Genomic DNA, 13,478 nt, shown 5'->3' with positions numbered 1-13,478 from the left:
TGGCCATAATTATGGCCAATATGCGCTCTGCTGCAATCAGCCGTGACATCATTGAAATCTCTGAGCAACGATTTGAACAACATAAGTTAGCTATCGAGTTAAAACAAAGCTTTAACTTGTTAACTCAGTTCATGAGTACCTATACAGTCACCTCGGATAAGAAATGGCTTTATCTTTATGACAAAGTCAAGGGTATAAATGAAGGGCGACTCCCTCCTCCGAAAGGGTATCGTTTCGACTATTGGACTCAGTTAGCTGATCCTATCTCTGGGAATATAAGAAAAATAACTATTCCTGTTAAGCCTGATTACCCATCAATTATGAGCCGTATGAGAAACGCGGGCGCTAGTGAATCTCATCTTGATCTACTCAAGCAGGCTCTAGTTCATAGTCAACCACTAGCGTCTATTGAGAATGATGCTATAGATCTTATGCAGGGCAAAAGCCGAATAGCAGGTGGCTTCGTAAAAATTGTGCCAGATCCGGAAAAGGCAACAAAAATATTATTTGGCGCTAATTATATTCATGAAAAGAACAAGGTTATGGGACCCATCAGTGCGTTTTATGATGCCGTTATTAGAACCTCTGACACGGAGTTAAATCGCTTACACCAACAAAAATTATATATGCATAGTATTACGTTATCTATGGCTATACTGCTCATCGTCTCAGTACTGATAACGACCGTATTGTTTTGGCTACGATTCCTTAAACCACTTGATAACATTCGTAACAACATTATCTGTAAAGTACGTAACAAAGAATTTGAGTTTAAGTTGGATGTTGAAAGTCAAGGTGAACTTAAAGATTTGGCGGTTGCACAAAATGTGGTGTTACAAGAAATCTCTGAGCGATTTGAATTTAATCGGCAAATCAAGGTATTCTCTGATCTGATTCGAGGATGCATTGATATAAAAGATCTCGGTGCTCAAGTCGTTAATTTCTTTTCTCAATGCTTGGAATTACCTTATGCTGCTATCTATGTGTCGAGTAATGAAACGCTACGCTTGGTGGGTAGGGTTGGTGTAGACGATAAGTCTGAAGAAATGGCAACGGAAAATGCTTCATTTCATAGGACAATTATGCGTTCCAAAACGTTCTTACGAATTCGGAATCATGACGATAAATTCAGCATTACATTACCCGCAGGTATACTGAAACTTGAAGAGATGTACTTCTTCCCTCTCAATGTGAACAATGATGTAGTGGGTGTGTTAGAACTAGGTTCTGTACGCTGTCTGTCAGATAAAGAAATCAACTGGCTCGCCGAGGTGCAAGCAGATTTAGCAGTGGGTATTCAGCTTACTATGAATGCAGAACTTCAACTTGAAGCAGACCACAGAATCTCTGAACAACTTAAGTTAAATAAGCAAATTATCAATGCGATTCCTAACCCGATGTATTTTCGCGATACAACGGGGACGTATATTGGTGTGAATGATGCATTTACTAATTTCCTCGGGCTCTTTTATATTGATGTAATCGACAGATCACCATCAGATCTGTTCAAAGACGATGTTGCGTCGATGTTCCATGAGAAAGAGAAACTGTTGTTTGATAAGCCAAGCTCGCACGTGTACGACATTGAGCTTGCGAACGCTGAAGGCAATATCCGTATTTTGACCGTGTATGAAGCAATATATTACGGAGGTGATGGAAAGGCAATGGGTATTGTTGGCTTATTTGTTGATGTGACTACACAAAAACGCCTCGAATTAGATCTTATTGCTGCGAAAGATCAAGCGACTCAAGCTAGTAAATCGAAAGGTGAATTTCTAGCAAACATGAGTCATGAGATCCGCACTCCGATGAATGCCATTCTTGGTCTGTCGAATTTGGTACTTTTAACAAGGTTGACCAAGAAACAACGGATCTACGTGGGTAACATTGAGAAAGCAGGTAAAAATTTACTTAGTATCATTAATGATATTTTAGATTTTTCTAAAATTGAAGCGGGTAAAGTCGCTATTGAACACATTGAATTTCGTTTCAGCGAAGTTCTAGATAATATTAGCAATATCATTTCGGTGAAAGCGAAAGAGAAAGATCTTGAGCTTATCTTCGATATTGATCCAGACTTACCTGACGATTTGGTTGGTGATCCACTCCGACTTGGCCAGATCATCATCAACCTAGCGAGTAACTCTGTAAAATTCACCGAAAGAGGTGAAGTCATTATTCGTGTCAGAAAACTGACTGATACTAATGATATGGTTGAGATTAAATTTGACATTCAAGACTCTGGTATTGGTATGAGTGATGAACAGGTGGCTCGTTTATTTAAATCTTTCTCGCAGGCAGATGGTTCAATAACACGTAAATACGGTGGTACTGGTTTAGGTCTAACCATTTCTAAGAATTTTGTTGAATTGATGGGTGGACATATCTGGATTGAAAGTGACTTTGGCAAAGGCTCAACGTTTTCTTTTATTATTCGCTGTGGTCGTAGTGATTCAGGCATCAAAAAGCAGCTAGCAAAAAGTACAATACTCAATGATAAAAGGGTACTGGTCGTGGATGACAATCAAGATTCTCGGGACATTATGTATGCTTTGCTTGATAAGCTTGATTTACGTGTCTCTGTCGTACCTAATGGGGAAGAAGCGGTGTTTAAGGTAGAATCTGCGGATAAAAGCAATGATGGATTTGATGTGGTTCTTATGGACTGGAAAATGCCTGGAATTAATGGTGACGAAGCTACTGTAAGAATACAAAAGTTGTCGCTCGACAAAATACCAAAAGTGATTTTGGCAAGTGCTTATGGTGAAGATACGGGTTTGATTAGCGAAGATATTCAGAGGATTTTTGATGCCTCCTTGATTAAACCTATAAACCCTTCATCTTTGTTTGATGCGTTAATGGAAGCCTTTGGAAAAGAGGAGCTGAAATTATTACACAAGTGGACTACAGAAAAGCTAGACACCCAAGAGATTGACTTAACTGGTGTAAAAATATTATTGGTGGAAGACAACTTGATCAATCAGGAGGTCGCAAAAGGAATTTTAGAGCAGTTTAATCCCACGATTCATGTGGCGGATAATGGACAGATTGCGTTAGATATGATCAAAAAACAACCATTTGATATGGTGTTAATGGACATGCAAATGCCAGTGATGGATGGAGTGACGGCGACTAAAAAGATCCGAGAAATTAAAGAGCTTGCCGAACTCCCTATTGTAGCAATGACAGCTAATGCAATGGAGCGCGATGTTAATCAGTGTAGAGAAGCTGGTATGAATGGGCATGTATCTAAACCCATAGATATTAGTGAGCTTCTTGCTTCTATCAAACGCTGGACAGCTGTGGCGAAGAATGACATAACTTCATCGATACTAGCTAATGGGAAGAAATCAATAGTACCAAAAATTCCTAATTTAATTGATATAGATCCTTTTATCCTAGATACCAACGAAGGGATTCGACGGATTGGCGGAAATGCCACTTCTTATTGGAAGATTATGACAACGTTTACTGAATCTAAGTTAGGGAAGATCGATGAAATTCGAGAGGCGATTACTAATGAAGACAGAAATGATATTGAGATGTTTGCTCATTCACTAAAATGTGCAGCAGCAAATGTATCTGCAAGAGATTTAGTGCTTATAGCTGAAAAACTTGAAGACCAAGCAGTAAGTGGTCTGCGTATGGATTTCGGGTTAATTGAAGAAATTAAGGATAGACTGGAAGAGATAAATCATTATGTAGTCCAGAAGAAATACGAAGAAAACTCAGAGAGAGTGAGTTTTTCTGGCTATACGTTTAAGGAGTTTCGTATTGAGTTGGAACAGCTCAAAATATTACTCAATAATTTCGATACTCAAGCAGTAGATTTTATTGATGGTATCAAGAAAAGCTCGAAAAATATGGATATTGATCTTACATCAGTTGAGCATGCAATTTGTAACTCTGAGTATGAAGTTGCAGTTCAGAAATTAGAAACTGTATTGGAATCATTTAGTGTAGATAAAGGGGAAGATACTCAGACTTTCTTCTAGGTTATTATGCCCATTCCACGAATACAACTCTGAGGTGTAATACTGTCTAAGTAAGCTGCTAATGACATTTCTTTAAAATAACGGCAGGTGACTTAAACCCTAAGCATTTCTGAAGCCTGTACCTTTCTTTACGTACTCTCTTAAAAGTCCATTAGCATTCTTATTTTTCCCTTGCTTAGCATGAAAAGTACGGGTAAGCAAAGTCAATTTTAACATCTAAATCTTTTGCTATCTTTCCATGATAAGCAAACTTCTGACCATTATCTGTTGTAATCGCATGGACATGCTTTTTATATAGCATCAGTAACTAAATTGTTGACACAGTGACATCAGCTACTGACTTTGCTGCTACTTAATTGATTAATCTGAGCTGCGCTTAATAAATAAATTAAATGCCAAAGTCTCAATCTGAGCGTTTGAATCAGATCCTCAGTCGCAAAAGAACCTTAGTTAGAATGAAAAATTTAACCACTGTCTCTACCTATATCGATGATTCCTGTCAAGTGTTTCTTCCTTTTTGGAAGAAACACCGGATTTCAGGAGTGTTGTTTCGCTATAAACAGTGTCTCAGCCCTAAACTAACTTTTCGTGATTAAGAGACTCAACTTGCTGAAGTCATTACGATTGTTATATCTTTTAATCAATCTGGATTTCGTAACTTTAATACGTATTACATGTAATTTCTCTACCGTCACCTAACAGGTTAATTTCCTGATTTAGTCGTATACACAAATGCTTCAGTTGATGAAAAGTGCTCTGATTTCCTTTGGTTCTTATCTAACTCACCGCTAAGACAGACCTGCTGGCATCGCATTTGTTGATTTAATGTTGCTAATGAATTTAGAAAACTAATGTGAATAAAAAGTTGAACAAAAATTAGATATTCTCTAAAGCTTTACTAGGCTGTTTATGTCAGCTCTATAAGGTTTAGTGATACCTAGAAAAAAGAAACTCATTCCAAGTGATATAGGTGGTGGTGATTACTGCATTACAGAGGTCACTGTAGAAAAAAACGAAAGCTGAGTTTGTCCTCGATGAATCAACAGGTGAGATCTCGCCACGAGTTGCTCCTAGAGATAAACCTATTTATTGCACTATTCCTGTTCTTATGTCATAAGACAGCTTTAAAGTTGTCCCTGTCAATCCGTTCATGAGATTTTTGGCTAGTAACGACCTAAAGTTCTCCTCAATGTACTCATATGTAAGGGGGATACTAGCCTTTTATCGATGGTGAACCTATTGAAGTTCGATTAGGGCAGGACATTAGAATCCCCAGTTATAAAGGTTATGCTGACAGTTCTCCATTTACTCAGTGCATGCAGGCTGGATATTTACTCTTTGCTTATTACACGTCACTAAATACAATTTCAATATTAGAACTTCGACACCCTTTGATTGAAAGCACGGTAAAGGAAGAGCTAAAGACGACTGAATATATAAAAATAGAAGCTTACAAAGGACGGTCGAGTAGTGAGCTTCGAGCTATGTTTACCTCTAACACTGAAAGTGAGCACCTTGAATGGAGCGAAGAAAGTGAAGCTGCTGGGTATGTTAGTGCTGAGATGAAAAATAGAGGTAAAGGCGGTGTGAAAGATGGGCTGACTTTCGTCAAGATCCTTCGTTACTTTTCAAACGCATACGGAACGGATAAGCACGGATACATTTTTTATGTTTATGGACAACACGGGAGTTTGCTTGCTGATTATGCACAACACGCAGCTGAGAAATTATCACAGTACCTTGTGACTCGTTTCTTCAAAAAGATCTGAGTTGGCTAATTATCTTATTGAGGTATTTACACTCATCACAACGGAGCGAACGATTCCTCAGTTCTCTTTTGGAAAAACGAGTGACAAATGTTTCTGAGTAATAAAAAAAGAAATTAGAAAATTTTCCCCTGTGACTAGAACGATACAAGGCATAAAAGTAGCTTGGATAGCCATGAAATTCTTGGTTGGTACAAACGTCGAACTAAAAGGTATACTGATGCCATTAAAGCACTCAAAAGTGGATGATTCAGGTTTAGTACAAGTCAGTTTTAATTATGAAAACGGTAGTGAATGGTGCTTTAAAGTCAAGTTGAAGCACGAAAAATTCGCGGAACAATAAAGTCTTCTCAAGGGAGGTATATAATTACCTTGCTATCAGTACGACCTGTGTGTGTTCTGCAAAAGCGCTAAATTAGTTAATGACCCTCACTAAATATATAAGTTACTAAGTTTTATAGATATGTTGTACGACTCTGTAGATTTACATCCTGATGGAGATAGCAACATTAACAAGAAAATTGCTAGGGTTGAAAGTTACCTAATTCAAATTCTAGAAAAGATACGATTTGAAGCTCAAAATACCTTACAGGAATAAGGACGGTACTTTATGTTCAAATCTGAACACTCTGTAAGGCAGTATATTTCCTTTGGGAAAGAGGTAGAGGATGATTCAGTTTAATAGTAATGAGTTCGAAATGGAAATATGCGGTTAATTCAACAATTTACTGCCAGTATTTATGGAAGATCTAGATTATTTAAAGGATGTTTTAAGACTTGCAATTGCTTTAGATGAATGCAATCCTATATGAGGATATGCTTGTATATAAAGGAGATATTGATATTCGCTTTTCAGCGGATGTCTGGGAGTTTAATCAGGATAGTATTCCTTTTAAAAATCCGGTGAATCTTCACTTTAGTCTTTAGGATGATCTTGCTAAAAATATTATCGGACTAAAAGGGGATGGTTGGATCCTAATTAATCAACTCAAATGCTATGTGTTAGTTCGAATGTTTTACACTCGGTATCCGATTTCAATAGCGTCAATTGGCAATTCATTGCATATTTTAAGGATGGTTGGTGCTGGGCTATTAAAGAACAATATTACTTCTTTCCATTGTCTTTCCCTTAAGGACTTCTTTAATTTAAAAGACAGTAGTTTTAGACTCTTCAGTCGAAAAGATTTTTTACAGGTCTCAATTGCATACAGCAATTTCCTGATATGATGCCTTACAGCGTGGCTTATGATGCAGCGTCGATCTCATCAAGAAAGCGTGGCAAAATGGGTTGCATTAACGCAACCCATCATCACACTGAGCTTCCATACATTATGGCGGCGCATAGCGGGTTACCACGAGGTTCCCCGCCCCATCGACGGGCCCGTATTACGTTCGCGATGCCTAACGCGGATGCTCGATCGCTTGAACCATGGAGAGTTCGGCCAGTTGTGGCTGGTAATTGCTTGGTCGACGGTGTACACAGAGCCACTTGGAATACCCTGTTCGTTGAAGCGTTTGATGATCGCCTCGCTCATCCATTGATGGGTGGACGCATTGATGACAACCATCAAATCTTGACGATGACGCGATCGCGCTTATATGTTGCTGTATTCTGGCTACTAATCTAACGCCCCGGGTGATAACACGTCATATAATGCAGCAAATTTGTCATCTCCGGCGGCAACTAAGGTGATCGTCCCATCTAAGGTATGCACGACCCAGGGGGGCATCAACGTTGGGTGGTCATTGCCTACTCGCTCTGGTTCCGTCCCATCATGTAACCAACGTGCGACCTGAAAGTCCATCATCACGAGTGTCTACTCAAGCAATGACGTGGTGACCCATTGGCCTTGCTGGGTGCGAGTCCGTTCATATAGCACCATTAGTACAATAATCGACAAATTCATGCCTGCACTCACATCGGTCATGATCCACCCCCGTTCGGAATGGCCCAGACGCATAGGTACCAGTCACCGACATAAAACCAGACATACCTTGAATGATTTGGTCCACCACCGGACGCTGAGCCAACGGGCACTGCTGGCTAAAGCCATTAATACTGACGCAAATAATCATCGGGTTGATGGCTTTCAGTGATTGATAGTTAACCCCGAGACGAAATTTGACCTCAGGGTGAAAGTTTTCCAGGATAATGTCGGCTTTTGCGACCAAGCGTTTGAAGATCGTTTGGTCTTCGTCTAACTTGAGGTCAACAGACAAACTTCGTTTGTTGCAATGCAAATTCTGATAATTAAATCCATCACGTGTACCACCCATGCTGTTGCCGCGATCGGAGGATTCTTCGATTTTGATCACCGTGGCGCTCCAATCGGAAAACAATAGGGACACCACTGGCCTTAGAGATGGCGGGTGAGATCAATGACCGTCAAATCGGTCATAAGTAAAGGGGTCATAATGGGTTTCCTTCTTCCAATGGGCTACAGAGGATACACCAGAGAATCCGAGATGATATCAGGATCTCAGATCACCTGTCGTGCGGTTAGACACGCGTGCGCCCCTTCCTAAGTGACGGCTAGAATTTCGTTGTCATCAATGGTCACCAACCCTGCAGGGTCCAACAAGTTCGCTTGGTGTAAACGCAGCTCGGTGAGCGCTTCTGGTTCATCGGTGTAACCGAAAAAGATCCATTCTTTGATGCACGCGTCTGAGCCATCTAAGATGACGTGTCGCATGGCCAAACAATTGAGTTGCTGGAGGAAAATCAAATTGGGAAATACCGTCATGATGGCGCCGGTACCATGCTCAAATTCGCGCTGATGGTCAATCAACTGTGAGGCTTTGAGGCGCACTTTGGGAGTGGTATCAGCCTCTTGCTGAGCTTTGAACGACGTGGTACTGACGAGTAAGCTGTGGGCCCCGCTCTGATAGAGCTCAACGTGCGTTTCCTGATCGGAACGCCAAATCCCGAAGTTTTTAAAGAACGAGTGCAACAACGCGGCATGAAACGGGTCTTTGCCGTTTTCCACCTGAAGTTTCCAGTTGCTGTTCACTAGGTGGCACATCTTGTCTAGCACTTTCAGTGGCCGCCCACTGCATACACGATCGAAATAGTAGAGTATCACTGGGTCAAGATAGCGTTTAAACGGCACCCCTCTGAGATCCTCTTTAAGGTTGAAGGCCCATTCATGATAGGTACACACGAACACCTTGGTGTTGCCATGCGCATTATGGCAGACCTTGGCCCCGCAATGAGAGCAGCGATTGATCAACACATGAATGGAGTCCTCGCGATCCCGCACCACAATGACCGAGGTCTCACCAACAAAGGTTTGTCGGTAGTCACCTCGGTTAGGCAGTTCCGCCTCCAACCCAATGTAGTTCCAGCTCTCACCTTTGAAAAAGGAGCGTCTGTCTTCGTTTGTACTTAGTGGGATAAGTGTAGACATCAGAGAGCACCGTCGGGTAATTTCCTTAGGCCATCACTTCATCATGGTGCTCCTGCTGCGTTTTAGACTTGTTGGTGATGTTGTTAGCGTAGAAGGTCAAGTCGGCAATGCGTGACATCACCGTCATTAGCATCGTCCAGCCTTTGTTTTGGATTCCGAACAGGGTTCGGCCCTCGTCCAAGTCAGCGTTCGCAATAAAGTCATAACCCATGCGCACATGTTCGTCATCCAGCACACTATGCAGATCGAAGTATTCTTTGGTCGGAGAGTCAGCCAATACCGGTTTGATATGCTTATAGAAGAACACCGCGGAAGTGGCGACCCCTAAATGCACAAGTGCGACTTTTTTCAATTCTGTCGCCGTATACATTTGGCTGATGAACCAGTTACTGGCGACTTCAAGCACGGGATCAAACACCTCGCCGAAATCATCACGATTGGCTTTAAATTGACGGTTGTGGCCTAGTTCTTCTTCAAGGTGAGACAAAGTCATATGCTCGTAAGTTTTTTCATTCAGGGTAGAGGCGCGCACCAGCTCAAATAACTTATGCTTATTGAAGTGCACCATGTACATGGTGTTACGAGAAAACAGTTGCTTTGTGATACTGCGCCTAGGTACTTCTCAACATGCTCAGGCAAAAACATCGCCCACGGATCCGAATAATCCTCGTACAGTCTTCGGCTATCAAACGAAAGTGACAAGCCCCAGAACCCGTTAGGTTCGGCACCCTTAAAACCGTGCAATTGACCCAGTGGTACCAAGATGGCATTTCCAGCGGTTATGTCCGCTTCGACATCGCCTGTCGTGCAAGCCTCCCTCGCACATCAAGATCATCGACTCCATTGGATGAATATGCGGTTCGAGTTTTTCTCCTTCTTCCAAGCGTACCCAAGCCATGGACACGTGGTTATCGTCCGGCAAAAAGTCGAGCAAGTGAGGTTGCTTCATAAAATTTTTGACATGCCAGAACCAGTGTTCGACCCTATCCACTTCGATAGTGTGATATAGAGGGGATATCGTCACGTTTAACCAGTATTACTTCCTTTATTTTTTCATGTTGACTTCTTACTTTCTATTAGAATTCTAAATGTTTTTGGTAGTTGCATAAGCGCAAAGTTGCTGTGCTACTGGTTTGATCCGAGGATCGGATTATTGATCAGACAAATTCATCGCAACAATTTATTTATTAGTAACGTGGATCTGTGATTGTCATCATATGTGGTTATATAATTTACATATCGTTCAATCTAGTTACATATTGGAAATATTTGAAGGAGTATTCATCGTGCAGTGATATGGGCTATGCTGCTGTTCCGATGCCCATGTTTCAGACATCACGGCACAACAGAATGACAGCGTACCAGAAGTAGCTTACATCTCAAAAGCTGTTTATTCAGGTTCCCCATTCGTCTCACTATCATTTGTTATGAACATGGAGAATTCGAGCAAGGTGCTCACACACCCTTACCAAGTAAGGGTGTGCCCTAAGTGTGTAGGAAACAATCTATCTCAAGATGAGTGGTACCAAAGTTCTATTTTGATATACAGTGATAAGTACGACTATTCAAAAGTCGATCTAATTAGCCAGTCAAAGAGAGTTGTAATTATTTTCCTAAAGCATGGAGAGCTTGAACAAGCACCTTATTCACACTCAATAGGGGCTGGATACCTTCGTTGTGGTTCTATCAACTCTAGTTTATCAAATAAAGATCCGAACACTCCGGCGATTCTTTATTACATTCTAGGATTCAATGACAAAGATCAATTCGTTAAAATTGAAGTCACAATAGTTTCTATCTATGATAGGTTCAAGTTATGGAAGCGGGATGGATAGCGATACGACTTTATCGAACTTAAACTAGCCAAAGCTATCAAAGTCGAAGACCAGATCATTTTTGAGTTCAGACAATACAAAGAATAGAATCTAAATTGCTAAATAATCGTAATAAATCAAAGTGTTTCACTGTAGATGGTTTGGGTATTAATAACATATTTTTGAACGATTGGATTACCTGATAGCCACGTGAGTTTTGTGATCCGATAAAACAAAGTTAAAAATCTTAAGCTTAAAAGCAGATAGAAAAGTATTGTTATGCATAAGCAACGGCTTAACAGCTATAATGACAAAGCGAAATAGGAAGTAGATAACTTTAGGTAAGGTAAACTCGCGTTATCGTTATGTGAATGAGTATTTATACTAAATGATTTTGGGATAAAATATTTTAGGAAAGACAAGCAAAATTAAAGATCTGGTTAAATTAAAGGCTTCGTTCGTAAATCTCGGCACCTTCTTATGATTTCTTTAAGGTCACAATCACCTGCTCTTGGCTTGTCTAAATCAGCAAATTTTATATTGCTCCATACAACTAATTAGTCATCAAATCTATAAATAATGGGAAACATATGGTTAGAGAGAGTGTTATTGAATTTAATTAATAAATTCAGTAGGTAAGTGGGTTGTCTCAATTTTAGTCTAATTTTCTTAGCCAAAGTAGTTGTTTAACTAAGCTACAAACCTATCACAATTTACATATTCCATAGCATCCGCTAGTTTGAGAGTTTGCTAAGCAAGGTAAGGGGATGGTGGGAGGGTATTATTGCTTTAGACTTCACTTTATCATCAACAATCAAAGCGGTATTATTTTGATAAAAATAACAACGCCTAATGTTGATGATCTCTTGGGATAACTCTATGGAGATAAAAGCTATATATCTAGCTTCCTTGAAAAACGCGCACCTAGAAAGGGATTAATCTCATCACGAATACTCGGAAGAACATGAAACCAAAGGCGATGAAAATTTTAGATTATCCTATATTGAGAAAACAATTTATCATCGAGATAGTCTTTGATAAACTAAAGAATATATCCCAAATAGAACATTCTCGGTGCCGAGGTAGGGGGAGCTTTATGCTTAACCTAATTGCTGCATCCTCCGTCCTCTGAAATGCACAGGTGCTATATCTTAAGCCACCATCAAATACTCTAAAAAATATCATTAGGAAATCTATACCACGTGTATTGAGGATGTGCCCTATCTTGGTAATTGCCTCATTACTGACCTCGTTGAAGTCAGTTCCCTTGGGTAAGAATCTCTTTATCAGACCATTAGTTTTCTCATTCAGTTCCCGATCACTTGACCAATAAGGTCTGCAAAAATAGAAATCAGCGTTTATGATTTTAGCAACCTCTTCATGACCGGCAAACTCTGTATCGTTGTCTGACATGAGCATCTAGAAGTCATTGAAAATGGCATTTACAATATCAATAAACGTCTCCACCACTATAAGTGAAAAGAATTTGTGTACTATGCCAACGGCAGTATCAATTCTGGAATGACCAAACACGGTCTCCTCGTCTACAATATCTAGGCATTTATCAATGCCAATTCGGTTCTTTATCCTTACCTTTTCATCGCTCCTCATTTTTATTTTGTAGAATTTACCATGATGGGGAAGACCCTTATACCACCACGGTATTACCCCTGTCATGCCATATATACCGATTAATTATCCAACGTTTAGAAAATAATTCTATATATCTTTATTTTCTATAAAGAAATATATCATTTTGAATAGTTTCTGTTTCTATTCTCCATTTTATTATCATATTCATTGTCATATTAAGAATAGTGTGGGGCAGTGATTTTTTTTCATAGAAATACGGAATTGTACATAACTAAAATCCATTAACTCATTGAAAATATTATTTAAAATGCCACATATTATAGATGGCAAACTTATTGCTTAATTGCCATTGCGTTTAAAACAGAATGCAAGAGGTAGACAATGACAGTGATTCTATCGAGGGTAATATTGTTGAGTGGTTTATTTGTTATATCGGGTTGCAAACTATTACAGCAAGCCCATCATCAACAAATCTATGACCCGACTGAAATCGATACCTACCAACTCCCTGCGTTGATTGACGGATTAGACACTGTAAAAAGTTTCCGACAATCACGAGGTGAAGAAACGTGGTTTTGGACTCAGCTTGAAAATAACACGTACCTGCCTAGTGAAAATCTTGTTATTCAAATTATCAGTCCGTCTCCTTTTAAGCAACCTCCAAAAATGTTTTCATTCACTGTCCCAACTCAAAAGGGTCAGTATTTCCATAACTTCATAGGTCCTTATCAGCAATGGATCAAGGTGATGGAAACGGGAGAGCGGTGTTTTATTTCTCGTCAGAATTCCCGACAAGATAATTATTGGCTTACAATCTTTACCAATGTCTGTACTTCCGATCAGGAACAAAAATTTTCTTGGATTAATAAATTTAAGCCCTCTCTATTGCTGGAGGGATTTTGA

11 protein-coding genes and 2 pseudogenes are annotated in these 13,478 nt (G+C 39.8%); 7 read left to right on the top strand and 6 right to left on the bottom strand.

Annotated elements, in window-relative coordinates:
• Positions 1-3,995: hybrid sensor histidine kinase/response regulator (locus BTN49_RS12020; protein WP_146679468.1), on the top strand; the 3,995-nt coding region annotated here is incomplete at its 5' end.
• A gap of 108 nt (positions 3,996-4,103) precedes the next feature.
• On the opposite strand, the pseudogene BTN49_RS18630 reads toward BTN49_RS12020, so the two are convergent.
• Positions 4,104-4,347 (bottom strand): annotated as a pseudogene (locus tag BTN49_RS18630) (IS30 family transposase); the annotation flags it as partial.
• A 1,132-nt stretch (positions 4,348-5,479) separates the two neighbouring features.
• Here BTN49_RS18630 and BTN49_RS13565 point away from each other — a divergent pair.
• The 3 genes from BTN49_RS13565 to BTN49_RS12010 all read left to right on the top strand — a co-directional run bounded on the left by BTN49_RS13565 (position 5,480) and on the right by BTN49_RS12010 (position 7,389).
• Positions 5,480-5,764 (top strand): hypothetical protein, encoded by a 285-nt coding sequence (locus tag BTN49_RS13565; RefSeq protein ID WP_146679465.1) that lies wholly within the window; start codon positions 5,480-5,482, stop codon positions 5,762-5,764.
• Positions 5,765-5,894: 130 nt separating this feature from the next.
• Positions 5,895-6,104 carry a hypothetical protein gene (locus BTN49_RS13560; protein WP_146679463.1) on the top strand — a complete coding sequence of 70 codons (210 nt, stop codon included), beginning with the start codon at positions 5,895-5,897 and terminating at the stop codon, positions 6,102-6,104.
• Positions 6,105-6,999: 895 nt separating this feature from the next.
• Positions 7,000-7,389, top strand: coding sequence for a hypothetical protein (locus BTN49_RS12010; protein WP_146679460.1), 390 nt, complete (start codon positions 7,000-7,002; stop codon positions 7,387-7,389).
• On the opposite strand, the pseudogene BTN49_RS21480 reads toward BTN49_RS12010, so the two are convergent.
• From BTN49_RS21480 to BTN49_RS11990, 4 genes and pseudogenes are all read right to left on the bottom strand, one after another.
• Positions 7,381-7,644: pseudogene (locus BTN49_RS21480) on the bottom strand (CoA transferase). The gene BTN49_RS12010 and the pseudogene BTN49_RS21480 sit on opposite strands and share 9 nt — an antisense overlap.
• Positions 7,631-8,110, bottom strand: coding sequence for a CoA transferase (locus BTN49_RS12000; RefSeq protein ID WP_263363849.1), 480 nt, complete (start codon positions 8,108-8,110; stop codon positions 7,631-7,633). The pseudogene BTN49_RS21480 and the gene BTN49_RS12000 overlap by 14 nt, the downstream one beginning before the upstream one ends.
• Before the next feature lie 173 nt (positions 8,111-8,283).
• Entirely contained in the window at positions 8,284-9,168 is an 885-nt protein-coding gene (locus BTN49_RS11995; RefSeq protein ID WP_097357366.1) for a Rieske 2Fe-2S domain-containing protein, read from the bottom strand.
• A 25-nt stretch (positions 9,169-9,193) separates the two neighbouring features.
• Entirely contained in the window at positions 9,194-9,733 is a 540-nt protein-coding gene (locus BTN49_RS11990; protein ID WP_150139447.1) for a hypothetical protein, read from the bottom strand.
• A 2,016-nt stretch (positions 9,734-11,749) separates the two neighbouring features.
• On the opposite strand from BTN49_RS11990, the gene BTN49_RS21475 reads away from it, so the two are divergent.
• Entirely contained in the window at positions 11,750-11,857 is a 108-nt protein-coding gene (locus tag BTN49_RS21475; protein ID WP_097357362.1) for a transposase, read from the top strand.
• A gap of 104 nt (positions 11,858-11,961) precedes the next feature.
• Positions 11,962-12,114 (top strand): transposase, encoded by a 153-nt coding sequence (locus BTN49_RS19575; RefSeq protein ID WP_423248238.1) that lies wholly within the window; start codon positions 11,962-11,964, stop codon positions 12,112-12,114.
• 287 nt (positions 12,115-12,401) lie between these two features.
• Here BTN49_RS19575 and BTN49_RS11965 read toward each other — a convergent pair whose 3' ends face one another.
• The gene (locus tag BTN49_RS11965) at positions 12,402-12,659 is read right to left on the bottom strand and encodes a hypothetical protein (RefSeq protein WP_097357360.1); all 258 of its coding nucleotides are present in this window, start codon (positions 12,657-12,659) and stop codon (positions 12,402-12,404) included.
• Between the two features lie 327 nt (positions 12,660-12,986).
• On the opposite strand from BTN49_RS11965, the gene BTN49_RS11960 reads away from it, so the two are divergent.
• On the top strand, positions 12,987-13,478 hold the full coding sequence (locus BTN49_RS11960; protein ID WP_223823797.1) for a hypothetical protein: 492 nt from the start codon (positions 12,987-12,989) through the stop codon (positions 13,476-13,478).

This window comes from Candidatus Enterovibrio escicola (assembly GCF_002464935.1).
Lineage (GTDB): Bacteria > Pseudomonadota > Gammaproteobacteria > Enterobacterales > Vibrionaceae > Enterovibrio > Enterovibrio escicola.
Note: the sequence above shows the minus strand (reverse complement) of the source record. Positions and strands in the feature narration are given on the sequence as shown.

Excerpts from the sequence above, each read along its gene's own strand:
- BTN49_RS21475 (WP_097357362.1), top strand. The coding sequence starts at position 11,750 with ATGGTGGGAGGGTATTATTGCTTTAGACTTCACTTTATCATCAACAAT.
- BTN49_RS19575 (WP_423248238.1), top strand. The coding sequence starts at position 11,962 with ATGAAAATTTTAGATTATCCTATATTGAGAAAACAATTTATCATCGAG.
- BTN49_RS11995 (WP_097357366.1), bottom strand. The coding sequence starts at position 9,168 with ATGTCTACACTTATCCCACTAAGTACAAACGAAGACAGACGCTCCTTT.
- BTN49_RS13565 (WP_146679465.1), top strand. The coding sequence starts at position 5,480 with ATGTTTACCTCTAACACTGAAAGTGAGCACCTTGAATGGAGCGAAGAA.
- BTN49_RS11965 (WP_097357360.1), bottom strand. The coding sequence starts at position 12,659 with ATGACAGGGGTAATACCGTGGTGGTATAAGGGTCTTCCCCATCATGGT.